Below are 26,604 nucleotides of genomic sequence, written 5' to 3' on the forward strand. Positions count from 1 at the left end.
TGTGGTGGCCGAGCCCGCACAAGACTAACCTGCGCCCAAGCCAAACCGGAGAAATGTCATGCCCTTTACCCTCGCTACCTGGAACATCAACTCGGTCCGTCTGCGCGAGGAGTTGGTGCTAAGGCTGCTGCGCGAGGAAGCCCCCGATGTGCTGTGCCTGCAAGAATGTAAAAGCCCCGTCGACAAGATCCCGCTCGAAGGGCTGCACGCGCTTGGCTACACGCATATGGTTGCACGGGGGCAGAAGGGGTACAACGGCGTCGCTATCATTTCGCGCCTGCCATTGGTCGAAGCTGCTGCCGAGGATTACGCCACCCTTGGCCATGCCCGCCACGTCGCCGCGCGACTGGAAAACGGGGTCGTCATCCACAACCACTATGTCCCGGCTGGCGGCGATGTTCCCGACCGTGAGGTGAACGACAAGTTCGGGCAAAAGCTGGACTACCTGACAGAACTGCGTGACGCGTTTCATGGCGACAAGCCGTCGAAATCCATCCTCGTTGGTGACCTGAACATCGCGCCCCGTGAGGATGACGTCTGGTCCCACAAGCAGTTGCTGAAGGTCGTGAGCCACACACCCATTGAGGTCGAGCATTTCAACGAAGTGATGGATGCGGGCGGCTGGGCCGACGTGACTCGAAACGACATACCCGAAGGACAACTATATTCGTGGTGGTCTTACCGCGCCAAGGACTGGGACGCGGCTGACAAGGGTCGTCGTCTGGATCACGTTTGGGCAACGGCTGATATTGCTGCGGCGGGCCACTCATCGCGCGTGTTGCGCGATGTGCGCGGCTGGGAAAAACCGTCAGATCACGCGCCCGTCTTTGCGACATTTGATCTTTGAGCAAAGAGCGCACATATACAGGGCAACTGAGCCTGAACACCGAGGATAAAAGCATGCTTGAACTGAACGTAGGCGGCATCCCCGCCGGTGGTAGCGACCTTATCAAAGACACGAGCGAAGCGACCTTCATGGTCGATGTGATAGAAGCCAGCCATGAAGTGCCTGTGATAGTTGACTTCTGGGCACCGTGGTGCGGCCCGTGCAAGACACTGGGGCCAGCGCTGGAACAGGGCGTCAAGGACGCCAAAGGCGCGGTTAAAATGGTCAAGGTCGATGTGGACCAGAACCAGCAAATCGCGGGCCAGCTGCAAATCCAGTCCATCCCGACGGTCTATGCGTTCTACAAAGGTAAGCCGATTGACGCCTTTCAAGGCGCGCTGCCTGCCAGCGAAATCAAGACCTTCATCGACAAGTTGATCGCTGAATCCGGCGGCGAAGTGGATGAAGGTCTGGGCGAGGCAATCGCGGCGGCCGAGGCGATGCTGGACGAAGGCGCGGCTGTTGACGCGGCGCAAACATTTGCGGCGATCCTTGGCGAAGAGCCGAACAACCCTGCCGCCTATGGCGGTCTGATCCGCGCGCATCTGGCACTTGAAGAGTTGGATAAAGCCGCGGCCTTGCTTGAAAACGCACCAGCCGAGCTGAACGGGCTGCCCGAGATTGAAGCTGCCCGGGCGCAGTTGGAGTTGCTTCAGCAAGCGGCGAACACCGGCCCCGCCGCAGAGTTGCAGGCAAAGGTAGACGAAAACCCCGACGACCATCAGGCGCGTCTTGATCTGGCCGTAGCGCTCCATGCTTCCGGCGACGCGCAAGGCGCGGTGGACCATCTTCTGGAGCTTTTCCGCCGTGACCGCGAATGGAACGACGGTGCCGCCAAGGCGCAGTTGTTTACCGTTTTCGATGCGTTGAAACCTGATGACCCAATCGTGTTGAACGGTCGGCGCAAATTGTCGTCGATGATATTTGTCTGATTGGGGTGGCGGGCTAAGTCCATGCTTATGATGAACCCAGCTGACCTTCCCGACACGATCCCGGTTTTCCCTTTGCCCGGCGCACTTTTGCTGCCCCGGGCAAGGCTGCCGCTGCACCTTTTCGAGCCGCGCTACTTGCAGATGTTCGAGGATGTGTTGAAGACGCCTCACCGCCTGATTGGCATGGTGCAACCGCACAAGGGGCCGAAAGGCGAGGAGCAGTTGCACGCCATTGGCTGTGCGGGCCGGATTACTCAGTTTTCCGAAACGGAAGACGGTCGCTATATGATCACCCTCGCGGGAATCTCGCGCTTTCGCATCACGCAGGAAGTCACCGGATTCAGCCCCTACCGTAAAGCGGAAGTAAGCTGGGCAGGGTTCGAGCGCGATATGGGCGCGTCCGAGAAGGACGAGAAGTTTGATCGTGACGCTTTCTTGGCGGTGTTGAAACGCTTCTTCGATGCACATGACCTTCAGACCGACTGGGAAAGCCTGAAGGACGCGGAGACGGAGTTACTGATCAACTCCCTTTCCATGCTGTGCCCGTTCGACCCTGAAGAAAAACAGGCGCTTCTGGAAGCGCCGTCGCTTGGGACTCGTAGGGAAACCTTGACGACATTGATTGAGTTCTCCCTACGTGGTGGCTCGTCAGAGGAGATTTTGCAATGACCGAACCCAGCTTCGACCGCCACATGCTGGAAGGTCTGGTCTGCCCCGTCACGCAGGCCACCCTGTCCTATGATGCGGAAAAACAGGAACTGGTTTCCAAGGCCGCGAAACTGGCTTTTCCCATTCGCGGTGGTATCCCGATCATGCTGGTCGACGAGGCACGGCAGCTGGACTAAAGCGCCCGGCCTTGCAACAGGCGGGGCAGATCGCCGGTCAATCCTGCCGCCTCGCGGATAAAGCTGCGACGTAGGGCCGGGATCGCGTTGACGACGCCCATGCCGATATCCCGCCCTGCGCGAAGAAATGAATTGTCGTTTGAAAACAATCCGTTGAAACTGTTGGTCGCCATGGCCAGCGTCGCGGTGTCAAACCGCCGCCATTCCGAATATCGTGCCAGAACCGCGTCGGCGCCGACATCCTCCCCACGCCGGCGGGCATCCACGAGCACCTGCGCCAAGGCACCGACATCGCGTAGACCAAGGTTCAACCCTTGACCTGCAATCGGGTGCACCCCGTGCGCCGCATCGCCCACGAGCGCCAGTCGTTGATCCGTGATGCGGTTCGCCAATGTCAGGTTCAACGGATATGAAAACCGTGCGCCAGCGACGTGAATATCGCCCAAGAAGTCCCCGAAGGCAGGGCGCAGCGCGTCGATGAACTCATCGTCGCTGAGGTCTGATAGTTCAGCCGCCCGCTCATGTGTCTCTGCCCACACGATCGAGCTGCGATTGCCCGTCAGCGGCAGGATGGCCAAGGGGCCGGCAGGCATGAAGAACTGGTGCGCAATCCCGTTGTGCGGCAACTGGTGGCCGATCGCTGCGACCAGCGCCGTTTGCCCGTAATCCTTGAAGCTGCGCCCTATGCCCGCGCGTTCTGCCACGCCGCTGCGGCGTCCGTCGCACCCCACCAAAAGACGCGTGCGAATAGTAGCGCCCGACGCAAGTGAAACGCTCGCCCCAGCTGCGTCCACCGTTTGCGCGATCACCGTTTCCGGCGTCAAATGTGTGATGCGTGACTCATCAGCAATCCGGTCCAGAAAAGCGCGGCGAAGGTGGCGGTCCTCGACCATGAAGCCCATCGGACCTTCTTCGATCTCGGCATGGTCGAAATGCATCCAGAAGGGTGACGGACCTTCACCCGCACGCCCGTCCGTGACCTTGATTTCCAGCATCGGCTGCGCGTCGGGCGACACCGTTTCCCAGATGCCGACAGCGTCCAGTAAGCGTTTCGAGGCCAGTGCCAGCGCGTAGGCGCGCCCGTCGAAGCTGTCCTCTTTTACCGCATCGACAGGCAGGCTGTCGATCAACGTGACGGAAAGGCCACCGCTGGCCAAGGCAATCGCAAGCGCGCAGCCGTTCAGGCCGCCGCCGACAATCGCAATATCGCTGTCATACTTCATATCCCTCAATATGAGCGGTCGTGCGGGATTGTCCATGCGCGTTGCCGCCGCTACCCTCGCGCCAAATCAGCGCAAGGAGCAGACGATGTCGGAAAAATGGCTGCACATGACTGCATGCGACTTGGGTCGCGCTATCGGGGCGGGGGAGGTTGATCCAGTCGCCTTGACCGAGACCTATCTGGATGCGGCTCACAGCCACGAGTTGTCCGACCGCATTTATGCCCGCCTGACAGAGGATCGTGCCCGCGCCGAGGCAAAGGCGTCGAAGGCGCGGGCGGATATCGGTCAGCGCCGCGGCTTGCTCGACGGTGTTCCGATTTCCTGGAAAGACCTGTTCGACACCGCAGGTGTCGCGACAGAGGCGGGCAGCGCTTTGCTCAAGGATCGCGTCCCCGATGCCGATGCCGAGGTCTTGGTAAATGCGACACATGCAGGAACGATCTGTCTGGGCAAAACACACATGTCTGAGCTGGCGTTTTCGGGGATCGGATTGAACCCCGTGACCGCCACGCCCCCTTGCGTGAACGATCTGGACGCCGTGGCAGGCGGGTCGTCTTCAGGTGCGGCTACGTCCGTAGCGTTCGGACTGGCGGCGGCGGGGATCGGGTCTGATACCGGAGGCTCCGTCCGTATTCCTGCCGCATGGAACGATCTTGTCGGGCTGAAAACGACCAACGGGCGCGTCAGCGGCAAAGGCACGGTCCCGCTTTGCGACCGTTTCGACACGGTCGGGCCGCTCTGCCGCTCTGTTGAGGACGCTGCGCATCTTTTGGCGGCACTGGAGGGCGGCAAGCCCGCTGATCTGAGAACCACGTCGCTGGACGGCGCACGGTTGATGCTGCTGGAAACGGTCGCGTTCGACGATATCCGCCCTGAACCGAAAACGGGCTTCGACAGCGCGGTGGAACGTCTGCAAGCGGCCGGCGCGGTGGTCGAGCGGAAAGAAGCGCCGGAGGCGGCTGAGGCGCTCGCTTTGTCGGGTATCCTGTTCGCACCGGAAGGCTACGGCATCTGGAAAGACGTTATTGAGGCGAACCCGGACCTCATGTTCCCCGAGATTTTGCAGCGCTTCCGTTCCGGTGCAAATGTCTCTGCCCCCGACTATGTTGCAGGTTGGCGCAAGCTGGAGGATCTCCGCAAAATCTGGAACGCCAGAATTGCCGGATATGACGCGGTAATACTGCCGACCTCGCCGATATTACCCCCGAATGCGGACAGATTGCTGACGGACAGCGACTACTACGTCACCGAAAACCTGCTTGCGCTGCGTAATACCCGGATCGGCAACCTGATGAACTCGGCTGGGATCACCTTGCCGACAGGGGTGCCGTCTGCGGGGATCATGTTCTTGGGGACGCCAAACTCCGAAGAACGCCTGTTGCGGCTTTGTGCCGCCGCAGAGCGGGCGCTGATCTGATGGGCCAAAAAGACACAGGCCTGTGACCACGTAGCTGAAATCGCGGTCCTTTTTCTGGACCGCGCTACGCTGCTTGGGTTAGCTTGGACAAAACGGGGCGTTAATGATCCCGATCCTTGAGGCAGTAAAAGTGGGTCCAAATGACCTTTCCTGAGCGGTTTTCGAACCTGCCACCATATGCATTTCCGCGTTTGCGGTCGCTTCTCGCCGGGTTGGAGCCGGGCGGGGTGCCTGTGGATATGACGATTGGCTCGCCGCTTCATCCGTTTCCACACTGGATCAGCGAGATCGTTGCTGCGCACGCGGCCGGGTTTGGCGGCTATCCGCCGAACGACGGGACGCCTGAGCTTCAGTCCGCAATCGCGGCGTGGATCGCGCGGAGATACGGCGTCTCTGTTGAGGCCGGAACGCAGATCATGCCGCTCAACGGCACCCGCGAAGGCCTGTTCAACGCGGCGCTGGCGCTATGCCCCGAGGAAAAGAGCGGCAAACCCGTCATCCTGACGCCAAACCCGTTTTATCAGGTATATGCCGTCGCCGCGCTGGCCGTCGGGGCGGAGCCTGTCTATGTGCCCGCAACCCGCGATACTGATTTTATGCCCGACTTCGCGTCCCTGTCCGAAGACGTGTTGAAACGTACTGCGATTGCGTACATTTGCTCGCCTTCCAACCCGCAAGGCGCGGTCGCGACGCCAGAATACTGGGCGGACCTGCTGGCATTGGCCGAAAAACACGACTTCAAGATTTTTGCGGACGAGTGCTATTCCGAGATCTACCGCGAGGCGGCCCCTATGGGCGCATTGACCGCGGCCAAGGATCACGACCCAGAACGGGTGGTCTTGTTCAATTCGCTGTCGAAACGCTCGAACCTCGCAGGGTTGCGGTCCGGCTTCGCGGCAAGTGGCCCTGAAAACGTCAAGCGCCTGAAGGCGCTGCGGGCCTATGCAGGTGCGCCGCTGCCGCTGCCGTTGCAGCGCGTGGCGGAAATGGTCTGGGCTGACGAAGAACATGTCGAGGCGAACCGCGCCCTCTACCGCGAAAAGCTGGATTTCAGCGACTCGCTGTTTGGCGATGTGGAAGGCTACAAGCCACCCCAAGCCGGCTTCTTCCTGTGGCTTCCGGTTGAAGACGGTGAAGAAACCACCAAGAAGCTGTGGTCCGAGACCGGGGTCAAAGTGCTGCCCGGTGCATATCTGGGCCGCGATTATCAGGGGTCAAACCCCGGTGCGAATTATATCCGGGTGGCTTTGGTCGCCCCAATGAACGAACTGCAGCCGGGGCTGACCCGCCTCAAAAGCTGCGTATACGGTTGAAGGTGAGGAAGTAATCATGGCGTATCAGGCAAGGCCCCGCGATCCGTTTCTGGACAGCGACATGCAGGCAGCAATTGAAAAGCGGGGCAAAGAGCTGTTCGGCCTCGCGCTGCTGGCCGTTGGTGTGCTGCTGACCATGCTGTTGCTTTCCTACGTGCCGGAAGACCCTAGCTGGATGTCCGCGACGGACGAGCCTGCGCAAAACTGGCTGGGCCGCTTCGGTGCGTACCTTGCCAGCCCGCTTTTCATCATCGTGGGTTTCGGCGCTTGGGCCATCCCCTTTGTCGCTGTGATCTGGGGCCTGCGTTTTATCATGCACCGTGGTGAAGACCGGGCGGTGAGCCGTCTTATTTTCGCGCCTCTCGCTGTTGCTCTGGCTTCGGTCTACGCGTCTACCCATGTGCCCGTCAGCGAATGGACCCACTCCTTCGGGCTTGGTGGATTGTTCGGTGACACGGTTCTGGGAGCGATCCTTGGCGTCGCCCCGATCAGCGCAACCTTTGGCCTAAAAGTCTTGGCCTTCATCGTGTTCTTCGGCCTGCTGTTCCTATCCCTGTTCGTGCTGGGATTCGACCGCGAAGAGATCAAAGCCGTTGTAAGGTTCATGTTTGTTGGCGTGATCCTGACATATGCCAGTATCATGAAATTGCTTGGCTCTACCGGAAAGGGCGCCGTCTACGCGGCCGTCAAAGCCAATGAGCTTCGCGTGCAACGGAAGGAAGCGCGGCTTAGCGCGGCGGAGCAAAGATACGACGATGATGCGCCGATCGCCGGTCCACCCTTGCGCCGCACGCCGGTTGTTCATTCCCCGCAACCTGCCGTAGAGCCTCAGATCGAGATCGAACAACCCGCCGCGAAGCCAAGCCTGCTGGCGCGACTGCCCGGCTTGAAGCCGCGTGAGCCGGAGCCGGAATACTACGACGAGCCCGCTGTTATCCATGACGACTTCGATCCCGATGACCGCATCAAGTCGAAGATTTCCGATGTGATCAAGAACCGTGCCCGCCGCAAAAAGCCTCTGGAATACACCGACGAGCCTGCCTTGCGGCCAGAGCCGCAACTGACCCGTGGGCGTGGCCCCGATCCGCTCCGCGTCGAGCCGGTTCTGCGTGCCGCGCCGGAAGAGCCCCAATACCAGGACGTTGACGAAGACGAACTGATCGAGCCTATGCCAGCCCCGATCCAGAGCCGCGTGAACGCGCCGCTGACGAAGCCGGTCGTGCAGCAACCCGCGCGCAAACCTGTCACGCCTTCCAAACGCGCAGTCGCCGAGGCGCAGCCAGCGTTGCAATTTGAGGATAACGCCAGCGATTTCGAGTTGCCGCCGCTGAACCTGCTGACCAGCCCCACCACGGTGACGCGTCATGTCCTGTCAGATGAAGCACTGGAAGAAAACGCGCGCATGTTGGAGGCCGTTTTGGACGACTATGGCGTGAAGGGTGAAATCGTCTCGGTCCGCCCCGGCCCAGTGGTCACAATGTACGAACTGGAGCCCGCGCCCGGACTTAAGGCATCCCGCGTCATCGGGTTGTCGGACGACATCGCGCGCTCCATGTCTGCGCTGTCCGCACGGGTCTCGACCGTTCCCGGACGCACGGTGATCGGCATCGAGCTTCCGAACGAGAAGCGCGAGATGGTCGTGCTGCGCGAGATCCTGTCGGCCCGCGACTTTGGCGACGGCAACCAGAAACTACCACTGGCGCTCGGCAAGGATATCGGCGGCGATCCCATCGTGGCCAACCTTGCCAAGATGCCCCACCTGCTGATTGCGGGGACGACCGGTTCAGGCAAATCCGTGGCGATCAACACCATGATCCTGTCGCTGCTCTACAAGCTGACGCCCGAGGAATGCCGCCTGATCATGATTGACCCTAAAATGCTGGAACTCAGCGTTTATGACGGCATCCCGCACCTGCTTTCCCCCGTTGTGACCGACCCTAAAAAGGCGGTCGTGGCCCTGAAATGGACCGTGGGCGAGATGGAGGAGCGCTATCGCAAGATGTCCAAAATGGGCGTTCGCAATATCGACGGCTACAATTCCCGCGTGAAGGACGCGCTGGCGAAGGGCGAAATGTTCTCCCGCACGGTTCAGACCGGATTTGACGACGAGACCGGCGAGCCGATCTTCGAGACCGAGGAATTCCAGCCCGAATCCATGCCCTATATCGTTGTTATCGTCGACGAGATGGCCGACCTGATGATGGTCGCCGGCAAGGAGATCGAGGCCTGCATCCAGCGTCTGGCACAAATGGCGCGGGCGTCGGGCATCCACCTTATCATGGCGACGCAACGCCCGTCCGTTGATGTCATCACCGGCACGATCAAAGCCAACTTCCCGACCCGCATTTCCTTCCAGGTCACGTCGAAAATCGACTCGCGGACGATTCTGGGCGAGATGGGTGCGGAGCAGCTGCTGGGCATGGGTGACATGCTCTACATGGCTGGCGGCTCCAAAATTACCCGTATTCACGGGCCATTCGTGTCCGACGAAGAAGTCGAGGAGATCGTCAATCACCTCAAGTCGTTTGGCCCGCCGTCCTATATGTCTGGCGTGGTCGAAGGGCCGGATGACGAGAAATCCAGCGACATCGACATGGTGCTTGGCCTAGGCGGTAACACGGATGGCGAAGACGCGCTCTATGACACCGCCGTGCAGATCGTGCTGAAAGACCGCAAATGCTCCACCTCTTACATCCAGCGCAAGCTGGCCATCGGTTATAACAAGGCTGCGCGTTTGGTCGAGCAGATGGAGGAAGAGGGCGTCGTCTCGGGTGCCAACCACGTTGGTAAGCGTGAGATTCTCGTGCCGGAACAGCACTAGCAAAGCGCGGGATTGCGCCATATGTCAGCTTCGTGAAGGGCCGAGGGTTTAATCCTTCGGCCTTTTGCTTATCTTGAGGGAATGATGATGAAACACCTGATCCTTGCCCCCATCCTGTCGCTCGCTTTGGCGGTGCCAGCTATGGCTGAGAAGATTTCGCTTGCGCAAATCTCCAATTATCTCAACAGCTTCCAGACAGCGAAAGGGGAGTTTACGCAGATCAACGAAGATGGCTCGGTGACGACCGGAGAGATTCTGATCAAACGCCCCGGACGGGTGCGTTTCGATTATGCCCCGCCTGATGACAGCCTTGTCATCGCAGGCGGCAGTCAGGTTGCAGTGTTTGATCCCAAATCAAACGTCCCGCCAGAGCAATTCCCGCTGAGCCGCACGCCCTTGAACCTGATTCTTGCCAGAAACGTGGATTTTAGCCGCTCCAATATGGTTGTCGCCCATCGTGACGATGGCACGGCGACGATTGTGAAGGTGCAGGACCCGCAGCATCCGGAATACGGCAACATCCAGCTGAAATTTACCGCGAATCCTGTTGAGTTGCGTCAGTGGATCATCACCAATGACGCCGGCGGCCAAACCACGGTCATCCTCGGGGATCTGCAAAAAGGTGTGCAGATCGGCGCACGTCCGTTCAACATCCCGCAGGAAATTCAGGCGCGGGGGCTGAACTAGTCCCTTTAGGCCTTGCCACAGCTGATCAACTGATAGCGATACATTTCCGAGCGGTCGGCGACCGCTTGGGATACCCTGAGCAGCCATGATTTGCTGTTGTAGGAGCCGCGTGCGAAGCCCGTCCGGCCCTCGTGATACGCCAGATACTGGCTTCGGGCGTCATATTTCGAGATGCCCAAACGCTCCGTGCTGCCGTGCATATACCAGCCCATGAAGTCCACGGCGTCGCGGAAGTCATTCCGCTTGGACCTATGGCGCTTTTGGTCCACCTGGTACTCTTTCCAAGTTGCGTCCAACGCTTGGCTGAACCCGTAGGCAGAGCTTTGCCGGCCCATGGGAATCACGCCAATCGCATAGCGGAACGGCGTGCGGGCGTCAGAGACAAACTTGCTCTCCTGATGGATCGTCGCCATTTGCACATGGACCGGCACGCCCCATTTGCGCTCCACCGCCTTCATGTCTTTCAACCAGTTCGCGCGCTGCGATACGATCGAACATGCATTGTCGAGGTTACTCGGGGCGTTGCCACCCCCGCCGCCACATGCGGAAACGAGAAGAACAAACGCTAAAGCGGTGTATGTCTTTTTCATGGTACCTGCTTGCCTGCTTTTTCGGGCTTTTTGCCTCTTTGCTCTGGGCAAGTTTAGCGCAAATTCCGGCTCAGGCAAACTGCGCAATGCCGCAGGTTACACCAAAAATGCCAATGTCAGCGGAATATAGACTACCGCCAGCAGGGTAGACACGACGACAAGCCCTGCGACGGCATCACTATCGGCCTCATACTTGACCGAAAGCAGGTAGGACGTCACCGCAACGGGCGTGGAAATCTGGAGAATCAGCACTGCGAAAGGCACGGCGGGCAGGGCGAACCAGATACCCGCCGCGACCGCCGCCGCAATGCATATGGCCGCCTTCGCGAGCGACGCGATAACGGCTTTCGTTACGCCGCGCGGCTGGAGGCGGGCGACCGCGACACCAAGAGTAATCAACATCAACGGAATCGCCATCTGGCCAATCAACTCGATAGCGTTCGTCAAGAATCGCGGCGTTTCCCAGTCCATGACCAAAAAGACTGCGCCCAATACGGTCGCGCCGACCAAGGGTTCCTTCACGACTTTCGTGATCGACCCGCCGCCCGACACCAGCCAGATGCCAAAGGTGAAGGAATAGATCGCCATAATCGCAAAAATCACAACTGCGTAGCCAAGGCCCTCGTCGCCGAACGCAAACAGGGCAAGCGGTAGGCCAAGGTTACCCGTGTTGCCGAAGATAAGCGGGGCAAGATAGGTGCGCACGTCCATGCCTGCGAGTTTTACCAGCAGAAAGCACCCAATAGTTACAAGGCCGTAGGCCGCAATCGCGGCCAGTGACACGGTGGTCAGCGCGTCTGGTGCAATGTTTGTTCGCATGAGTGCCACAAAGATCAGGCACGGCACAGAAAGGGTCATTGCAAGCCTTGTCACGAACTCGATTCTGTAGTCAAAGCCCAGCTTAACCCAGGCGAACCCGATGCTCGCGAGAATGAAGACCGGAGCCACGATCTCCAAAACCGTTAAAATCAAGTTCACAGACTGTTTCCCTGAAAATCGCTGTCCGTTTGTGGACAAACCACCCGTCGAGGGTCTATCTACGAGGGGTAAAGGTTGCAATGTTATGCTTAAAACTCAGGCAAAATTCACGCTCGGCCAGATTGTCCGGCACAAGAAACACCCCTTCCGTGGGGTCATTTTTGACGTGGATGCAGAGTTTGCCAACTCCGACGAATGGTATGACAACATTCCTGTAGAGAGTCGCCCGAGCAAGGATCAACCTTTCTACCACCTGCTCGCCGAGAACGATGACAGCTACTATGTCGCCTATGTGTCCGAGCAGAACCTGACCCCCGACATGACTGGGGAGCCCATTCATCATCCCGACCTCAGCGCCATGTTTGGCGACTACGACGGCCGCGGCAAGTATCCGCTGCAATTCGACTTCAACTAGTACCCGAGTGCGCAGCCGTCTTTTCGCGGGTCCGATGCCCCGTGTAACACGCCGTTCTTGCGGTCGATGAAGATCGCCTGCGCCCCGCCGATGGGGCCTTCGGGGACGGATACCTTGTGGCCCATATCGGCCAATTCCTGCCGGACGGCGTCGGAGTAGCCACGCTCCACCTTCATGTCGCCTGAATCGCTGAAGCTGCGCGGGGCGTCGATCGCCGCTTGGGGGTGCATGTCGAAATCGACCATATTCGACACGAAACGCGCGTGGCCGTTTGGCTGATACGCACCGCCCATGACGCCGAACGGCATAACGACCTCGCCGTCCTGGCGCAGCATACCGGGAATGATTGTGTGCATTGGCCGCTTGCCACCGGCCGCCTCGTTCGGGTGATCTTCTTCCAGCGTAAAACCTGCGCCACGGTTCTGGAACAGAATGCCGAATTTGTCCGAAGCGATGCCGGTGCCAAAGCTGTGGAAAATGGAATATATCAGCGAAACCGACATCAGGTCCTTGTCCACCACCGTGATGTAGACCGTGTCCTTGTGCACCTGCTCGGATAGTTTGGCGGGATTGGCCATCGCCTTTTTGGGGTCGATCAGGTTTGCCAGATGCGCGGCGGTCTGCGGGTCCAGCATGTGCTCCATCCGGCTCATGTGGTCCGGGTCGGCGATAAATCGGTTGCGTGCGTCATAGGCCAGCTTGGCCACCTCGGCCTCGATATGTGCCCGCTGTGCGCCGAACGGGTCAATTGATGGCAGGTCGAACTGTGCGAGCATATTGTTCATCAAGATCGCCGTCGCGCCTTGCCCGTTGGGCGGATGCTCGATCAGTTCCGTTCCCTTGTAGCTGCCCGACACAGGTTGGGTGTATTCGCAGGAGGTGTTGGCGAAGTCATCGAGTGTGTGGGTGCCGCCTGCGGCTTGGAGGGACGTGACCATGTCCTCGGCCACTTCGCCTTCGTAGAAACCGTTGCGCCCAAACTCTGAGATGCGCCGCAACACCTCGGCCTGCTCGGGGGAGCGGAAGACCTGTCCGGCCTGCGGTGCCGCGCCGTTCATGAGGTAATACTTGGCCGCTGGCCCTTTTAGTGCTTCGGCTGCCAGCTTCCAGTCAAACGCGGTTCGGGGGCTGACCGGAACGCCTGCTTCGGCGTAGTAAATCGACGGGGCCAGAACGGCCTTCAACCCCAGTTTTCCGTGGTCTTTGCTGAGTTTACAGAACGCGTCGATCGCGCCGGGAAGGGTTGCCGCGTCTGCGGTGTTGACCGGCATGGAGGTTAATCCCTTCGCGCGCATATCTGCCGCCGAAAGCCCTGCGGGTGCGCGGCCCGAGCCATTCAGGGCGATGACATCTTTGTCTCCGGGTTTGTGCAACAGCACAAAGCAGTCGCCCCCGATGCCGGTCATTTGAGGTTCGCAAAACCCAAGTAAAACAGCGCCCGCGATAGCTGCATCCACTGCGTTTCCGCCAGCTTCGAGCATTTGAACTGCGACCTTTGCAGCGAGCGGATGGGACGTGGCGCACATGCCGTTGGTTGCAAATACGGTAGAACGGCCGGGCTGGTGAAAGTCGCGCATTGTGCTTTGGTCCCCTGTATCAATGCGCCAGAGGATAGGGTGCGGGGCGCGGATGTCTATCAGATTGATGCGTTGGAAAAGGGTGCAGCAGCGAGTCCTCGGCGTCGCGCATCTGGGTGGGGGCTGATAGACGCGACGCCGAGTGAAGCTGTTCAGCTACAGTTTCTGAGTGACGTCTAATTGCGGCGGCGCGACGGAGAAGATCGGCCATTTCGGCGTATTTTTCGTGTCGGCATTGCGTCGGCTTTATGTCGGCTTTGTGTCGGGCATCTTGTCCGGCTCTTCGCGCGCGGTTGGAATCTGGACGCAGAAGATGTTTTTCGATCCCGAGCGGCGATACTCCATATGCGACGACAGACTGCGGATGAAAAACCAGCCGAACCCGCCTTCCGGCAGATCGTCGACTTCCATGGGGATATCCACCAAACCGGTTTCCGGAGGGTTCAGCCCCGGCATTGGCAATCCGTAATCGCGCGTCTCGACCGAGATCATGTCGTCGGTGCACAGCACGGAGACGGTCACGTCGCCAAGGTTGGATTCCTGATACCCGTGTTCGGTGATGTTGTTCAGTACCTCGGCCAAAACGATTTCTGTGCTGATGATCCCATGGGATTGCGACGGAAATTCGCTTTGAAGGCGTCGCATGATTTCCAGAATTGTGTCGCGCACCGAGATCGGGTCGGCGTTTATCGTGTCCTCAAAATGAAGACGCGGCGCGCCGAAGTTGCGGGGCTGTCGGGCCAAGTTGCTCACGCAGCATCCGCGCCTTCAGGGCCGTCTTGCGTCAGAGCGCGATCCAATTGCTCGTGAACGATGAAAACCTTGTCCATGCGGGTGAGGCGAAACACCTTGTCGACCGCAGGAGCCAGCCCGCAAATTTCCAGCTTGCGCCCGCCCAGGGATTTGAGCGCGGCGACCATTGCGCCCAGACCGCTGCTGTCCATGAAGCTGACCGGCGCAAGGTCCATGACCACGCGCCCGCCATGCGCGGCGGTTGCATCCCTGAACCCGTCCTTGAAATGGACCGCGCTTGCAGCGTCGATCCGTTCTGCCGTGACTGTCAGGACAAGGACCCCGTCCGCGGTTTCAGTTGCTTGCATCATGGTCTGTACTCCTGATCTTTTCCCTGTCTTGGGCTAGACGGCAAAGGTTACCATTCGGTATGCAGTCGGGTGTCCCTATCTGGAAAAGGCGTTTCAAAATGTCCGTATTTATCACTGGCGCAAGCCGCACCCCGATGGGTGGTTTTCAAGGCGAATTGGGCAGTGTCGATGCGCCCAGCCTTGGTGGCGTTGCAATCAAAGCGGCGCTGGAGCAATCGGGCCTCGCCACCGTGGACGAGTTGCTGATGGGCTGCGTTCTGCCCGCCGGGCAGGGGCAGGCACCCGCGCGGCAGGCCGGGTTCGCGGCGGGTTTAGGCGAAGAGGTTCCGGCCACGACGCTTAACAAGATGTGCGGCTCGGGGATGCGGGCCGCGATGATGGCGTTTGACCAACTGGCGCTGGGCCATGTGCAAACCATGGTCGCGGGCGGCATGGAGAGCATGACCAACGCGCCCTACCTGCTGCCGAAAATGCGCGGCGGGGCGCGGATCGGGCATCAGGCGGTGCAGGATTCGATGTTCCTCGACGGGTTGGAAGACGCCTATGACAAGGGCCGCCTGATGGGCACCTTTGCCGAGGATTGCGCCGAGGCGTTCCAGTTCACCCGCGAGGCGCAGGACGATTATGCCCTGCGGTCCCTGTCCAACGCGCTGGCGGCGCAGAAAAGTGACGCCTTCGCGTCGGAAATTGCGGCGGTCGAGGTGCAGGGCCGCAAGCCTTACACGGTGTCGCAGGACGAACAACCCGGCAACGCCCGGCCAGAGAAAATCCCCCAACTTAGACCCGCATTTCGGGAGGGTGGCACAGTCACGGCGGCGAATTCCTCGTCAATTTCCGACGGGGCGGCGGCGCTGGTCATGGCGTCCGAGGCGGGTGTGAAAGCCCATGGCCTGACGCCCCGCGCCCGTGTGGTCGGTCATGCCAGCCACGCGCAGGCGCCGGGGCTGTTTACGACCGCGCCGGTTCCGGCGGCGAAGAAGCTGCTGGAGCGCATCGGGTGGGACGTCGCGGATGTCGACCTTTGGGAGGTGAACGAAGCCTTCGCGGTGGTGCCTATGGCGTTCATGCATGAAATGGGGCTGGAGCGGGATATCGTGAACGTCAACGGCGGCGCGTGTGCCTTGGGCCACCCGATTGGCGCGTCGGGCGCGCGGATCATGGTCACCTTGCTGAATGCGCTGGAAACCCGTGGCCTCAAGCGTGGCGTCGCGGCGATCTGCATCGGCGGCGGCGAAGGCACCGCGATTGCGATAGAGCGGGTCTGAATGGTCGACTACGATACGCTCGCCAAGACCATCGACGCGCTGGTCGAGGGTGAGGACGACGCGGTCGCGCTGATGGCCACGGTCGCGTGTGAGGTGCACCATGCTGACGACCGTTTTGACTGGACAGGATTCTACCGCGTCGTCGGGCCGGAATTGCTGAAAATCGGACCCTATCAAGGCGGACATGGCTGTTTGACCATCCCGTTTTCGCGCGGGGTTTGCGGCGCAGCGGCGCGATTGGAGCAGGTGCAGTTGGTGCCGGATGTCGAGGCCTTCCCCGGTCACATCGCCTGCGCGTCCTCCACCCGCTCGGAGTTGGTATTGCCGGTGTGGGACGGGTCAGGACGGCTGATTGCGGTGTTCGATATAGACAGCGATCAAGCGGATGCGTTTACGACCGAGGACGCAGAGCGTCTGGCGGCAATTCTCAAGGCGGTGTTCGACAGGGTTTGACCCTATACGTGCAGATTTTTCTTGCGCGACTCATGCGATATGCTCTTTGGTGAAAAAATGGACAAAAATTTCACGGAAGTCTGATGAAGCACACGCAGCCGGGCAAGACCAAGACCCTTGGCGCGGACCTGCGGGCGCTGCGCAAGGCGCGTGGGCTGACGTTGTCGGAACTGGCCGAGACGATGGACCGCTCGGTCGGGTGGCTCAGTCAGGTGGAGCGGGACAAGTCGGAGCCGTCGATCACCGACCTGCGCCACATGGCGAAGGCGCTGGACGTGTCTGTTTCGAGTCTATTCCGGCAGGATGCGGTGGTTGCGGAGGAGCAGGGTTTCGTCGTCAGGGCAGGCTCGCGCAGGCCCATCGGGTCGCGGGAGGCCGGGCTGGTCGAGGAATTACTGTCCCCCGATCTGACGGATGATTTCGAGGTGGTTCATTCCACCTTCGAGCCGTTCAGCGAGATTGCCGACCCCGTCTGCCGCCCGACGCAGGAGGTGGGTTATGTCATCGCTGGCAGGCTCGATCTGTGGGTTGCTGGACGAACCTTTACGCTCAATGTCGGGGACAGCTTTCGTGTCCGCGGTGAGCCGTTCCGCTGGATGAACCCGTACCCGACGCCCGCCGTGGTGATCTGGGTCATCGCCCCGCCGGTGTATTGAGATGTCTTGGGAGGGATGGATCATATTCGCGGTGTTCTGGGTGGTTTTCGTGACCACACCGGGCCCGAACGCGGTTAATTGCATCCAGAACGGCATGACGCACGGGTTCCGGCGGGCCTTGTGGGGCGTGCTGGGCATCCTGACGCAAGCGACCCTGTTCCTGCTGCTTTCGGCGGCTGGAGTGACCGCGCTGCTGGCTCAGGCGCCGGAGGCGTTCTTCTGGGGCAAGCTCATCGGCGCTGCGTTTCTGGTGTTCCTTGGCGTCCGCGGATGGCTCAACGCAGCCAAACCGGTCACGCCGCGCCATGTCAGTGCGCACTCGATCTACGGGCGGGCGTTTCTGATCGCGACGATCAACATCAAGTCGGTCGCTGGCTACTTCGCCGCCTTCACCCAATTCGTGCAGCCCGACATTCCGGTCTGGTTGCAGATGTGGATCATCATGCCCACGGCGCTGGTCATTACGACGCTCAGCTACACGGGCTTCACTGCTATCGGCGCGGGCCTTGGCCGGGCGGCGATCGGGGCGGTGCTGAACGTCTGGGTGCGCCGCGTCATGGCGCTGTGTTTCATCATCTACGGCGTGCTGCTCGGCAGCGCGTCCACACCGGGGAGGGCGTGATGCTCAAGGGAAGTTGTCTTTGTGGAGGCGTGCGCTTCGAGGCCGACGGGGCGGCGCGGGACCCTGCCGCCTGCCATTGTTCGCAATGTCGCAAGCAATCAGGCCACTACTGGGCGGCGGTGCAGATCGACGACGACAAGTTGCGCGTAGAGGGCGAGGTGAAGTGGTACCAGTCCAGCCCCACCGCCCGACGCGGGTTCTGCCCGACCTGCGGCGCGTTTCTGTTCTGGAAGTCCGACGCCGACCCGGACACGGGCGTGTCCCTGGGCGCGATGGATGCCCCGACCGGGCTGACCTTGGTCCGTCACATATTCACCGCCGACAAGGGCGATTACTACCAGATCACGGACCAAGTCCGGCAGGAGGAGCAAGAAGATGAGTGATTTCCCAACAACCGCCCGCGTGGTCATCATTGGCGGCGGGGTCGTCGGTACATCGACCCTATACCACCTTGCCAAGGCAGGCTGGACCGATTGCGTGCTGCTGGAAAAGAATGAACTGACCGCTGGCTCCACTTGGCACGCGGCGGGCAACTGCCCGTCCTTCAGCACGTCTTGGGCGATTATGAACATGCAGCGCTACTCACTGTCACTCTACAAGGGGCTGGCGGACGAGGTCGATTATCCGATGAATTACCACGTAACAGGGTCTGTTCGGCTGGGTCACAGCCGCGAACGGATGCAGGAATTCGAGCGCGCGCGGGGCATGGGGCGCTATCAGGGCCTCGATCTGGAAATGATGGACCTGAACGACATCAAGGACCGCTACCCGTTCATCGAAACACACGATCTGGCGGGCGGCCTTTGGGACCCTGACGACGGCGATATCGACCCTGCACAGCTGACACAGGCGCTTGCCAAGGGCGCGCGACAGATGGGCGCGCGGATCGAGCGTTTTTGCCCTGCCACGGGGGTCTCAAAGGATGGTGACGAATGGATCGTCCACACCGACACGGGCGATATCCGCTGCGAAAAGGTGGTGAACGCGGCGGGATATTACGCACAGCGTGTGGGGGAGTGGTTCAAGCCCTATGGCGGGCGAACCGTGCCGATGGTGACCATGTCCCACCAGTATTTCCTGACAGACGAGATCCCCGAAATCGCCGCCTGGACCGCCGAGAACGGGCGCAAGGTGCCGCTGCTGCGCGACGTGGACAGCTCCTACTACCTGCGTCAGGACAAGAACGGCCTGAATCTTGGTCCTTACGAGCGCAATTGCAGGGCGCATTGGGTCACGCCGGAAGACCCTATGCCTGAGGATTTCAGCTTCCAGCTTTACCCCGACGATCTGGAGCGTCTGGAGTGGTATATCGAGGACGCCATGGCGCGGGTGCCGCTGCTTGGCTCGCAAGGCGTTAACCGCGTTATCAATGGCCCGATCCCCTATGCGCCTGATGGGCTGCCCCTGATCGGCCCTATGCCGGGCGTCAAGAACGCTTATGAGGCTTGCGTGTTTACCTTCGGCATCACTCAAGGCGGCGGGGCGGGGAAGGTTGCCGCCGAATGGATCATCCATGGCGAAACCGAATGGGATATGTGGGCAGTCGACCCGCGCCGCTACACTGACTACACCGATCAGGATTACTGCCACGCCAAGGCGGTGGAAACCTATGGTCACGAATACGCCATGCATTTCCCGCACCACACTTGGCCTGCGGGGCGCGACAAGAAATTGTCGCCAGTAGACTCTAAATTACGGGAATTGGGCGCGGTGATGGGGGCCTATAACGGCTGGGAACGGGCGAACTGGTTTGCAAAACCGGGCGACGATACCTCCGAGGAGAGCACCCAAACATGGGACCGCAACGGCCCGTGGGCAGCTCGCGTGAAAGAGGAGGTCGAAGCGGTCCGCGACGGCGTTGGCGTTTTAGACCTGCCGGGGTTCTCGCAGTTCAACCTGTCGGGCGAGGGTGCTGCGGAATACCTGCGCGGCAAGATCGCGGGCGCCTTGCCCAAAGTCGGCCGCATGAACCTCGCCTATTTCCCTGACAGTCGCGGTCGTATTCTTACCGAGATGTCGATCCTGCGGCACGCAGAGGATTTCTTTACCTTGATTACGGCTGCAAGCGCCCAGTGGCACGACCGCGACTTGCTGGCGCATGACCTGCCGGACGGCCTGAGCCTGACAGACCACAGCACCGAGTATTCGACCCTGATCGTGACCGGCCCTAAATCGCGGGCGTTGTTCGAGGCGCTGGGCACGGAGGCCGATTTGTCCGCCCCGTGGTTGACCATTCAGGCGGCCAAGGTCGCGGGGCAGGACTGCGCCTTGGCGCGGGTCTCGTTCGCGGGGGAGCTTGGGTGGGAAATCCACGCCGACAACGCCACCATGCCCGCGCTTTACGACGCGGTGCTTGGCGCGAGTGCCAAACCCTTCGGGATGTTCGCGCTGAATTCCATGCGCATGGAAAAGGGTTACCGCGCATGGAAGGGCGATTTGTCCACGGACTACACGCTGCTTGAAGGGGGGCTGGAGCGCTTTATTCGCTTCGACAAGCCGCAGGACTTCCCCGGCAAGGCGGCGTTGCTGTCGGAGAAGCAGAAAGGCTCTAAAAAGGCGTTTGTGACTTTGATCGTGGACGCAGGCGACGCCGACGCGCCCTACATGTCGACAATCTGGAACGGCGACGAGGTGGTGGGTGAAACCACGTCGGGCGACTGGGGCTACCGGATCAACAAATCCATCGCATTAGGCATGATCAGAGCCGATCTGGCGCGGCCCGGCACGGAGTTGGAGGTCGAAATCTACGGTGAGCGGCGGCCCGCCACGGTGCAGGAGGATCAGCCGCTATGGGATCCTGAAAACAAGCGCATCCGCGCGTGAGAGGATAGCTGAAATGACCCTTCCCACACATGTCCGCGTCGTTATCGTCGGTGGCGGCGTTATTGGTTGCTCCGTCGCGTATCACCTCGCCAAGCTGGGCTGGAAAGATGTGGTGCTTTTGGAGCGCAAGCAACTGACGTCCGGTACCACATGGCACGCGGCTGGCCTTATCGCGCAGCTTCGCGCGACCAAGAATATGACCAAGCTGGCGAAATACAGTCAGGAGCTTTACGGCGATCTGGAGGCCGAGACGGGCGTTGCGACCGGCTTCAAGCGTTGTGGGTCGATCACGGTTGCCCTGACTGACGAGCGGCTGGAGGAGATCAACCGTCAAGCCGCGATGGCACGGTCTTTCGGCGTCGAAGCAGAGCCTATTTCGCCGCAAGAGGTGAAGCAGCACTACGAACATCTGAATATCGACGGTGTGACTGGCGGGGTTTTTCTGCCGCTGGACGGGCAGGGCGATCCGGCCAACATCGCGCACGCACTTGCCAAGGGTGCGCGTCAGAATGGCGCTTTGGTGAAAGAGGGGTATCTGGTCACAGACATCCACAAGGAAGGCCGTCGGGTTACGGGTGTGACTTGGGAGGGCAAGGATGGTCAAACAGGCTCTATTCAGGCAGAACATGTCGTTAATTGCGGCGGGATGTGGGGCCATCAGATCGGCAGAATGGCGGACGTCAATGTGCCGCTTCATTCGTGCGAACACTTCTACATCGTGACGGAAGCCATCCCCGGCCTGACGCAGATGCCGGTTCTGCGGGTGCCGGACGAGTGCGCCTACTACAAGGAAGACGCGGGGAAAATGCTGCTGGGCGCGTTCGAGCCGGTTTCGAAGCCCTGGACGCTGGATATTCCCAAGGATTTTGAGTTTGACCAGCTGCCCGAAGATTTCGATCACTTCGAGCCAATTCTGGAGGCCGCCGTGGAGCGCCTACCGATGCTGGCGGATGCAGGGATACATACGTTCTTCAACGGTCCGGAGTCGTTCACGCCGGATGACGCCTACCATCTTGGCCTTGCGCCGGAGCTGGACAATTTCTGGATTGCTGCCGGTTTCAACTCGATCGGGATCCAGTCCGCTGGCGGGGCCGGGTCTGCGCTGGCGCAGTGGATGGACGAGGGGCAGAAGCCGTTTGATCTGGGTGACGTGGACATCAGCCGGATGCAGCCGTTTCAAGGCAATCGGAGCTATCTGTTCGAGCGGTCCAAGGAAACGCTTGGCCTGCTCTATGCCGATCACTTTCCCTATCTGCAAAAGAAAACCGCGCGGGGTGTCCGCCGAACGCCGTTTCATGCGCACCTGCTGGAGCGTGGTGCGGTGATGGGGGAGCTAGCTGGTTGGGAGCGTGCCAACTGGTTTGCGGATCAAGGGCAGGAGCCCAAGTATGAGTATTCGTGGAAGCGGCAGAACTTCTTTGACAATGTCGCCCGCGAACACAACGCGGTTCGCAGCAATGTTGGCATGTACGATATGTCCTCATTCGGCAAGATCAGGGTCGAAGGGCGCGACGCGGAGGCGTTCCTGAACTATGTGGGCGGCGGTGACTTTTCCGTGCCGGTGGGCAAGATCGTCTACACGCAGTTTCTGAACGCCAAGGCGGGAATTGAGGCTGATGTCACGGTCACGCGCCTGTCGGAAACCGCCTATCTGGTGGTCACCCCCGCCGCGACGAGACTGGCCGATGAGACTTGGTTGCGCCGCAATCAAGGTGATTTCAAAGTTGTGATCACAGACGTGACAGCTGGTGAAGGCGTGCTGGCCGTGATGGGGCCCAGTGCGCGAAAACTGCTCGAAAAGGTATCACCTGCCGATTTCACCAACGCGGTGAACCCCTTTGGCACCGCGCAAGAGATCGAGATCGGCATGGGCCTCGCTCGTGCGCATCGCGTGACCTATGTGGGCGAGTTGGGGTGGGAGATCTATGTCAGCGCGGATCAGGCGGCCCATGTGTTCGAGACCCTTTACGAGGCGGGACGGGACTTGGACTTGAAGCTGTGCGGAATGCACATGATGGATACCTGCCGAATGGAAAAAGGCTTCCGCCATTTTGGCCACGATATCACCTCCGAGGATCATGTGATGGAGGCGGGGCTGGGTTTTGCGGTCAAGAAGGACAAGCCCGACTTTATCGGGCGGGAGGCGGTGCTTGAGAAGGCCGAAAAGGGTCTAAACATGCGTCTTTTGCAGTTCAAGCTGACCGATCCGGAGCCACTGCTCTACCACGCGGAGCCAATTCTACGCGACGGAGAAATCGTCAGCTACCTGACCTCCGGCGCCTATGGTCACCATTTGGGCGCGGCGATGGGCATGGGGTATGTCCCCTGTCGGGGGGAGGCGCTGGCGGATGTGCTGGCATCCAGCTACGAGATCGACATCGCCGGAACCCGCGTTAAGGCGGAGGTGTCATCAAAGCCGTTTTATGACCCGAAATCGGAGCGCGTGAAGGCCTAGCCCTTGCAACTCGCGGGTGGTGATGGTGAATGGCCATATGACCCGCTTTAACGATGTGCGCCCCCGATCCGAAGACAGCCCCGCCGGGCTGGGTTTTGCCGTCTCGGCGTATTTCCTGTGGGGCTTTCTGCCGCTTTACATAAAGGCGCTGTCGCACATTCCTGCGGCCGAAATCGTGGTGCATCGGGTCATCTGGTCGGTGCCCGTTGCAGGACTTGTGTTGATCCTTATGGGGCGCACGGGCGATATCAAAACGGCTCTAACAACGCCCAAAATGCTTGCGATGGGCTGTGTCACCGCCACGCTGATATCATTGAACTGGGGCATCTACATCTGGTCGATCGCGGCTGACAGGGCGTTGGATGCGGCGTTGGGATATTACATCAATCCGATTTTCTCGTTTTTCCTCGGGTTCCTTATCCTGAAAGAACGGCTGACACCGCTACAATGGGCCGCCATCGCGCTGGCCACTGCGGCTGTCGTGGTGCTGACCGTCGATGCGGGCCGCTTGCCATGGGCGGCGATCGGGCTGACCGTGACCTGGGGCTTCTATGCGTTCTTCAAGAAATCACTGCCAATAGGCCCTAATCAGGGCTTTCTGCTGGAGGTGCTGATCCTCTCGATCCCGGCTCTTGCGTATTGGATCTATGCAGGCAGCGCGGGCACGAGCCATTTCTCGACCGATACCTGGATGCTGCTGGGGTGCGGTGTGGTCACGTCCGTTCCACTGCTGCTTTATGCGAACGGGGCCAAGCGGTTGCGGCTGACGACCATTGCGATCCTGCAGTATATCGCGCCGACGATGATCTTTCTGGTCGCCGTGTTCGTGTTCGGGGAGCCCTTCGGCACCGCCCGCGCCATTGCCTTCCCGATGATCTGGGCGGCGTTGATCCTTTATACCTATTCGATGGTCAGAAATCGTGGGAAGTAGCGACTACAACCCGCCCGACGATCCGCTCGATATCATCCACGAGGATGCGGACATTCTCTTGGTGAACAAGCCGGCGGGCCTGTTGTCCGTACCCGGCAAGGGGGAGGGGCTGGCCGATTGCCTCATCACCCGCATTCAGGCCGCTTTCCCGACCGCGTTGCTGGTTCACCGGCTGGATCGGGATACGTCCGGTGTGATGGTTTTTGCGCTGAAAAAATCTGCGCAACGGCACCTGGGCTTGCAGTTCGAGCGGCGGCATACCAAGAAAACCTATGCCGCGCTGGTCCACGGTGAAGTCGCGGGCAAAACTGGCGAGATCCACTTGCCGATGGTCGTCGACTGGCCGAACCGCCCGCTTCAGCATGTCAATTTCGTCCATGGCAAGCAGGCCGTTACCCAATGGCGGCGGGGGGCGGTGAAGGATGGGGTGACGCGGATGCGGCTGTATCCGCATACGGGACGGTCGCATCAGCTGCGGGTGCATATGCAGGCGATGGGGCATCCGATACTGGGCGATCCGTTCTATTCCGAGAATGCGGCTGACTACCCCCGCATGATGCTGCACGCCGAAAGCCTGAAGCTGCGCCACCCGCAGGGGGGAAAGGCCACCGAGTTCAAGGCGAAGGTGCCGTTCTAACAGGGTCTAATAAGGCGATTTAGCGCTGCGATCGTCTGAAAGGGAGCTTTGTGTCCTCTCCACCAGCAACTCGATCGCGTCGGCAAGATGGACCTCGCCAATGCTGTCATCGCCTGCCTTTACCCGCAGTTTGTGGGCCTCGATCATGACGTCGGCATGGGTGCAGCCCACGGGTGGCTCAAACTTGTAGCAGGCGCATTCGATCAGGAAGCCAAGCGGGTCCTTGAAATAGATGCTGTCCATGAAACCGCGGTCCTTGTGGCCGGAATGGGGGATGCCGCGTGCGTCCAGCCGCGCCTCGATCTGCCGGAAGGTGGCGAGCGACACGTTGATTGCCAGATGATGCACGCACCCCGCGTCTGTTGGCGTGCGCCGGTGCGCCCGCGTGCGGTTCTCGTTGGTGAAGACCGTGATGAGCCTGCCGTCGCCGGGGTCGAAATACAGGTGACCCTCGCTTGGGTCGTCCAGATTGGGCTGGTCGAAAATGAAGGGCATGCCGAGCACCCCCTCCCAAAAGTCGATGGAGGTCTGCCGGTCCGCCCCCATCAAGGTGATATGGTGGATGCCTTGGGCCTGAATTTTGCGCATGTCGCCTCCTTTAGCTGTTGGCAAAGCCTAACGTGGGAGAAGTTAGCCGTCTTTCACCATTTCCTTCGGTCCGCCCGTGCTCATGTCAGTGCCGGTGTAACGCAGACCGGCATCTTTCCAGCCAGCCAGGCCGCCACCCATATGCGCGATACGCGTAAACCCGTGTTTTAGACACTGTTCCGCCACCTTGTGCGACCGCGCGCCGGACCCGCAATGCAGCACCAGCCGCTTGTCCGCCTCGCTTGGCAGGTGTTCGGGATGGAACGCCTGCATTGGCGCCAGCAAGGCGCCTGCGATGCGCTCGAAGGTGAATTCCTGCGGCGTGCGCACGTCGATCAGCACGACCTCGTTTCGCTCGAACCCCGCCTGAACCTCTTGCGGGGTCCATGTCTCAAGCGTGCCGCCTTCGATGTTTTCTGTCTTCATGATGTCCTCTCAGAATTTGTTCAGTGGGATTTTCAGATAGCTTGCGCCATCCGCCTCGGTGTCGGGCAGACGTCCTGCCCGCAGGTTCATTTGCAAAACATGCAACATGCGGTCGGGCAGGGCGAGCGTCTTGTCACGTGCCTCCCGCCGTTGGACATAAGCGTTCTTTTCGACGCCGCCGCCGATGTGGATGTTGTGCCGCCGTTGCTCGGCCACGGTGGCCTCCCATGCGGGGGTTTCCTCGTAGTCGTGGCCGACGAACAGGCGCGTTTCGTCCGGCAGGTCCAGAATGGAATGCAGGCTGTCATAGAGCTCCGCCGCCGATCCGCCGGGAAAGTCACAGCGCGACGTGCCGACACTGGGCTGCATGAACGTGTCATGCACGAATGCCGCGTCGTCGCCGACCACATAGGTGATGGAGCCAAGTGTGTGACCCGGTGACAGCATCACGCGCACGGGCAGGTTACCGATCTTGAAGGTATCGCCGTCGGCAAACAGGTGGTCGAAATCCTGATCCGGATCGAACGCGTCGGGCATGTGGTAGTAGTCGCGCCACAGCTCCGCGATGTCCTTGACCTTCTCACCGATGGCGTTGGGCTTGCCGAGCTTTTCCTTGAGATAGCTTGAGGCCATCAAGTGGTCGGCATGGGGATGGGTATCGAGAATCCATTCGATCTCACAGCCCTCGCTTTCGGCAAAGCGAAGGATCGCGTCTACGCTTGCAGAAGACGTGGCCGCGCTTTCCGGGTCGAACGTCATGACCACGTCGACCAACGCGGATTTGCGCGTGTCGGGGTCGGTGACAAGGTACTGGATGCTGCCCGTGTCTTTGTCGTAGAAGCCTACGACTTCGGGTGATTGTGCGCCATTAGAGTGGCTGGTTCGCGAAATCATGGAAAACCCTCCGTGCTTGTGTCACTAACAAACATTCCGAAACGCGAATTTGTTCCAAAGCTAGGGC

Annotated in this window: 27 protein-coding genes; 18 read left to right on the forward strand and 9 right to left on the reverse strand. The window is 60.3% G+C overall.

Annotated elements, in window-relative coordinates:
• Positions 1-58 precede the first annotated feature (58 nt).
• The 4 genes from THALAR_RS17205 to THALAR_RS17220 are packed head-to-tail and all read left to right on the forward strand — an operon-like array spanning position 59 to position 2,663.
• A complete protein-coding gene (locus tag THALAR_RS17205; protein ID WP_021102881.1) occupies positions 59-847 on the forward strand; it encodes an exodeoxyribonuclease III in 789 nt (262 codons plus the stop codon).
• Positions 848-900: 53 nt separating this feature from the next.
• The gene (gene trxA, locus THALAR_RS17210; RefSeq protein ID WP_021102882.1) at positions 901-1,818 is read left to right on the forward strand and encodes a thioredoxin; all 918 of its coding nucleotides are present in this window, start codon (positions 901-903) and stop codon (positions 1,816-1,818) included.
• Between the two features lie 27 nt (positions 1,819-1,845).
• Positions 1,846-2,487, forward strand: a complete 642-nt coding sequence (locus tag THALAR_RS17215; protein ID WP_040819497.1) for an LON peptidase substrate-binding domain-containing protein — start codon at positions 1,846-1,848, stop codon at positions 2,485-2,487.
• On the forward strand, positions 2,484-2,663 hold the full coding sequence (locus THALAR_RS17220) for a Trm112 family protein (RefSeq protein ID WP_021102884.1): 180 nt from the start codon (positions 2,484-2,486) through the stop codon (positions 2,661-2,663). The genes THALAR_RS17215 and THALAR_RS17220 overlap by 4 nt, the downstream gene beginning before the upstream one ends.
• On the opposite strand, the gene THALAR_RS17225 is transcribed toward THALAR_RS17220, so the two are convergent.
• Entirely contained in the window at positions 2,660-3,922 is a 1,263-nt protein-coding gene (locus tag THALAR_RS17225) for a UbiH/UbiF/VisC/COQ6 family ubiquinone biosynthesis hydroxylase (RefSeq protein ID WP_040819172.1), read from the reverse strand. The genes THALAR_RS17220 and THALAR_RS17225 overlap by 4 nt on opposite strands.
• 49 nt (positions 3,923-3,971) lie before the next feature.
• Between THALAR_RS17225 and THALAR_RS17230 the strand changes: the two genes are divergently transcribed.
• From THALAR_RS17230 to THALAR_RS17245, 4 genes are all read left to right on the forward strand, one after another.
• Positions 3,972-5,303, forward strand: a complete 1,332-nt coding sequence (locus THALAR_RS17230) for an amidase (protein WP_040819498.1) — start codon at positions 3,972-3,974, stop codon at positions 5,301-5,303.
• A gap of 140 nt (positions 5,304-5,443) precedes the next feature.
• Positions 5,444-6,616 carry an aminotransferase class I/II-fold pyridoxal phosphate-dependent enzyme gene (locus THALAR_RS17235; protein WP_021102887.1) on the forward strand — a complete coding sequence of 391 codons (1,173 nt, stop codon included), beginning with the start codon at positions 5,444-5,446 and terminating at the stop codon, positions 6,614-6,616.
• Positions 6,617-6,632: 16 nt separating this feature from the next.
• Positions 6,633-9,437: a DNA translocase FtsK gene (locus THALAR_RS17240; protein ID WP_021102888.1), complete on the forward strand. Its 2,805-nt coding sequence runs from the start codon at positions 6,633-6,635 to the stop codon at positions 9,435-9,437.
• 81 nt (positions 9,438-9,518) lie between these two features.
• Complete coding sequence (locus THALAR_RS17245) at positions 9,519-10,124, forward strand: LolA family protein (RefSeq protein ID WP_040819174.1); 606 nt, start codon at positions 9,519-9,521, stop codon at positions 10,122-10,124.
• Between the two features lie 5 nt (positions 10,125-10,129).
• Here the strand turns inward: THALAR_RS17245 and THALAR_RS17250 are convergent, their stop codons facing one another.
• Together THALAR_RS17250 and THALAR_RS17255 are read right to left on the reverse strand one after the other, a co-directional pair.
• Positions 10,130-10,714 carry a transglycosylase SLT domain-containing protein gene (locus THALAR_RS17250; RefSeq protein WP_021102890.1) on the reverse strand — a complete coding sequence of 195 codons (585 nt, stop codon included), beginning with the start codon at positions 10,712-10,714 and terminating at the stop codon, positions 10,130-10,132.
• 96 nt (positions 10,715-10,810) lie between these two features.
• Complete coding sequence (locus THALAR_RS17255; RefSeq protein ID WP_021102891.1) at positions 10,811-11,692, reverse strand: AEC family transporter; 882 nt, start codon at positions 11,690-11,692, stop codon at positions 10,811-10,813.
• A gap of 85 nt (positions 11,693-11,777) precedes the next feature.
• Here THALAR_RS17255 and hspQ point away from each other — a divergent pair, with 85 nt between their 5' ends.
• The gene (gene hspQ / locus THALAR_RS17260) at positions 11,778-12,107 is read left to right on the forward strand and encodes a heat shock protein HspQ (RefSeq protein WP_021102892.1); all 330 of its coding nucleotides are present in this window, start codon (positions 11,778-11,780) and stop codon (positions 12,105-12,107) included.
• Here the strand turns inward: hspQ and THALAR_RS17265 are convergent.
• From THALAR_RS17265 to THALAR_RS17275, 3 genes are all read right to left on the reverse strand, one after another.
• Positions 12,104-13,684: a gamma-glutamyltransferase family protein gene (locus THALAR_RS17265; RefSeq protein WP_021102893.1), complete on the reverse strand. Its 1,581-nt coding sequence runs from the start codon at positions 13,682-13,684 to the stop codon at positions 12,104-12,106. The two genes, hspQ and THALAR_RS17265, sit on opposite strands and share 4 nt — an antisense overlap.
• A gap of 246 nt (positions 13,685-13,930) precedes the next feature.
• The gene (locus THALAR_RS17270; RefSeq protein ID WP_021102894.1) at positions 13,931-14,437 is read right to left on the reverse strand and encodes an ATP-binding protein; all 507 of its coding nucleotides are present in this window, start codon (positions 14,435-14,437) and stop codon (positions 13,931-13,933) included.
• A complete protein-coding gene (locus tag THALAR_RS17275) occupies positions 14,434-14,787 on the reverse strand; it encodes an STAS domain-containing protein (protein ID WP_021102895.1) in 354 nt (117 codons plus the stop codon). The genes THALAR_RS17270 and THALAR_RS17275 overlap by 4 nt, the downstream gene beginning before the upstream one ends.
• Positions 14,788-14,885: 98 nt before the next feature.
• Here THALAR_RS17275 and THALAR_RS17280 point away from each other — a divergent pair, with 98 nt between their 5' ends.
• From THALAR_RS17280 to THALAR_RS17320, 9 genes are all read left to right on the forward strand, one after another.
• Positions 14,886-16,052 (forward strand): thiolase family protein, encoded by a 1,167-nt coding sequence (locus THALAR_RS17280; RefSeq protein WP_021102896.1) that lies wholly within the window; start codon positions 14,886-14,888, stop codon positions 16,050-16,052.
• Positions 16,053-16,505 (forward strand): GAF domain-containing protein, encoded by a 453-nt coding sequence (locus THALAR_RS17285; protein WP_021102897.1) that lies wholly within the window; start codon positions 16,053-16,055, stop codon positions 16,503-16,505.
• An 83-nt stretch (positions 16,506-16,588) separates the two neighbouring features.
• Positions 16,589-17,161, forward strand: coding sequence for a helix-turn-helix domain-containing protein (locus tag THALAR_RS17290; RefSeq protein ID WP_021102898.1), 573 nt, complete (start codon positions 16,589-16,591; stop codon positions 17,159-17,161).
• 1 nt (position 17,162) lies between these two features.
• The gene (locus tag THALAR_RS17295) at positions 17,163-17,783 is read left to right on the forward strand and encodes a LysE family translocator (RefSeq protein ID WP_021102899.1); all 621 of its coding nucleotides are present in this window, start codon (positions 17,163-17,165) and stop codon (positions 17,781-17,783) included.
• Positions 17,783-18,166, forward strand: a complete 384-nt coding sequence (locus THALAR_RS17300; RefSeq protein ID WP_021102900.1) for a GFA family protein — start codon at positions 17,783-17,785, stop codon at positions 18,164-18,166. The genes THALAR_RS17295 and THALAR_RS17300 overlap by 1 nt, the downstream gene beginning before the upstream one ends.
• Positions 18,159-20,606, forward strand: a complete 2,448-nt coding sequence (locus tag THALAR_RS17305) for a GcvT family protein (protein WP_021102901.1) — start codon at positions 18,159-18,161, stop codon at positions 20,604-20,606. The genes THALAR_RS17300 and THALAR_RS17305 overlap by 8 nt, the downstream gene beginning before the upstream one ends.
• 13 nt (positions 20,607-20,619) lie before the next feature.
• Positions 20,620-23,061, forward strand: coding sequence for a GcvT family protein (locus THALAR_RS17310; protein WP_021102902.1), 2,442 nt, complete (start codon positions 20,620-20,622; stop codon positions 23,059-23,061).
• Positions 23,062-23,098: 37 nt separating this feature from the next.
• A complete protein-coding gene (rarD, locus tag THALAR_RS17315; protein ID WP_040819504.1) occupies positions 23,099-23,992 on the forward strand; it encodes an EamA family transporter RarD in 894 nt (297 codons plus the stop codon).
• A complete protein-coding gene (locus THALAR_RS17320) occupies positions 23,982-24,629 on the forward strand; it encodes an RluA family pseudouridine synthase (RefSeq protein WP_021102904.1) in 648 nt (215 codons plus the stop codon). The genes rarD and THALAR_RS17320 overlap by 11 nt, the downstream gene beginning before the upstream one ends.
• Positions 24,630-24,635: 6 nt before the next feature.
• Here the strand turns inward: THALAR_RS17320 and THALAR_RS17325 are convergent, their stop codons facing one another.
• The 3 genes from THALAR_RS17325 to THALAR_RS17335 are packed head-to-tail and all read right to left on the reverse strand — an operon-like array spanning position 24,636 to position 26,537.
• A complete protein-coding gene (locus THALAR_RS17325) occupies positions 24,636-25,217 on the reverse strand; it encodes a VOC family protein (protein WP_021102905.1) in 582 nt (193 codons plus the stop codon).
• A gap of 42 nt (positions 25,218-25,259) precedes the next feature.
• Positions 25,260-25,643 (reverse strand): rhodanese-like domain-containing protein, encoded by a 384-nt coding sequence (locus tag THALAR_RS17330; RefSeq protein WP_021102906.1) that lies wholly within the window; start codon positions 25,641-25,643, stop codon positions 25,260-25,262.
• Positions 25,644-25,652: 9 nt separating this feature from the next.
• Positions 25,653-26,537, reverse strand: a complete 885-nt coding sequence (locus tag THALAR_RS17335; protein ID WP_021102907.1) for an MBL fold metallo-hydrolase — start codon at positions 26,535-26,537, stop codon at positions 25,653-25,655.
• Positions 26,538-26,604: the final 67 nt, after the last annotated feature.

This window comes from Litoreibacter arenae DSM 19593, assembly GCF_000442275.2.
GTDB lineage: Bacteria > Pseudomonadota > Alphaproteobacteria > Rhodobacterales > Rhodobacteraceae > Litoreibacter > Litoreibacter arenae.

Bases quoted from the DNA above. Each gene is read 5' to 3' on its own strand.
- THALAR_RS17305 (WP_021102901.1), top strand. From the start codon at position 18,159: ATGAGTGATTTCCCAACAACCGCCCGCGTGGTCATCATTGGCGGCGGG.
- THALAR_RS17310 (WP_021102902.1), top strand. From the start codon at position 20,620: ATGACCCTTCCCACACATGTCCGCGTCGTTATCGTCGGTGGCGGCGTT.
- THALAR_RS17235 (WP_021102887.1), top strand. From the start codon at position 5,444: ATGACCTTTCCTGAGCGGTTTTCGAACCTGCCACCATATGCATTTCCG.
- THALAR_RS17225 (WP_040819172.1), bottom strand. From the start codon at position 3,922: ATGGACAATCCCGCACGACCGCTCATATTGAGGGATATGAAGTATGAC.
- hspQ (WP_021102892.1), top strand. From the start codon at position 11,778: ATGCTTAAAACTCAGGCAAAATTCACGCTCGGCCAGATTGTCCGGCAC.
- THALAR_RS17285 (WP_021102897.1), top strand. From the start codon at position 16,053: ATGGTCGACTACGATACGCTCGCCAAGACCATCGACGCGCTGGTCGAG.
- THALAR_RS17290 (WP_021102898.1), top strand. From the start codon at position 16,589: ATGAAGCACACGCAGCCGGGCAAGACCAAGACCCTTGGCGCGGACCTG.
- THALAR_RS17280 (WP_021102896.1), top strand. From the start codon at position 14,886: ATGTCCGTATTTATCACTGGCGCAAGCCGCACCCCGATGGGTGGTTTT.
- THALAR_RS17295 (WP_021102899.1), top strand. From the start codon at position 17,163: ATGTCTTGGGAGGGATGGATCATATTCGCGGTGTTCTGGGTGGTTTTC.
- rarD (WP_040819504.1), top strand. From the start codon at position 23,099: ATGACCCGCTTTAACGATGTGCGCCCCCGATCCGAAGACAGCCCCGCC.
- THALAR_RS17220 (WP_021102884.1), top strand. From the start codon at position 2,484: ATGACCGAACCCAGCTTCGACCGCCACATGCTGGAAGGTCTGGTCTGC.
- THALAR_RS17215 (WP_040819497.1), top strand. From the start codon at position 1,846: ATGATGAACCCAGCTGACCTTCCCGACACGATCCCGGTTTTCCCTTTG.
- trxA (WP_021102882.1), top strand. From the start codon at position 901: ATGCTTGAACTGAACGTAGGCGGCATCCCCGCCGGTGGTAGCGACCTT.
- THALAR_RS17300 (WP_021102900.1), top strand. From the start codon at position 17,783: ATGCTCAAGGGAAGTTGTCTTTGTGGAGGCGTGCGCTTCGAGGCCGAC.
- THALAR_RS17265 (WP_021102893.1), bottom strand. From the start codon at position 13,684: ATGCGCGACTTTCACCAGCCCGGCCGTTCTACCGTATTTGCAACCAAC.
- THALAR_RS17335 (WP_021102907.1), bottom strand. From the start codon at position 26,537: ATGATTTCGCGAACCAGCCACTCTAATGGCGCACAATCACCCGAAGTC.
- THALAR_RS17250 (WP_021102890.1), bottom strand. From the start codon at position 10,714: ATGAAAAAGACATACACCGCTTTAGCGTTTGTTCTTCTCGTTTCCGCA.
- THALAR_RS17240 (WP_021102888.1), top strand. From the start codon at position 6,633: ATGGCGTATCAGGCAAGGCCCCGCGATCCGTTTCTGGACAGCGACATG.
- THALAR_RS17205 (WP_021102881.1), top strand. From the start codon at position 59: ATGCCCTTTACCCTCGCTACCTGGAACATCAACTCGGTCCGTCTGCGC.
- THALAR_RS17325 (WP_021102905.1), bottom strand. From the start codon at position 25,217: ATGCGCAAAATTCAGGCCCAAGGCATCCACCATATCACCTTGATGGGG.
- THALAR_RS17275 (WP_021102895.1), bottom strand. From the start codon at position 14,787: ATGATGCAAGCAACTGAAACCGCGGACGGGGTCCTTGTCCTGACAGTC.
- THALAR_RS17230 (WP_040819498.1), top strand. From the start codon at position 3,972: ATGTCGGAAAAATGGCTGCACATGACTGCATGCGACTTGGGTCGCGCT.
- THALAR_RS17330 (WP_021102906.1), bottom strand. From the start codon at position 25,643: ATGAAGACAGAAAACATCGAAGGCGGCACGCTTGAGACATGGACCCCG.
- THALAR_RS17245 (WP_040819174.1), top strand. From the start codon at position 9,519: ATGATGATGAAACACCTGATCCTTGCCCCCATCCTGTCGCTCGCTTTG.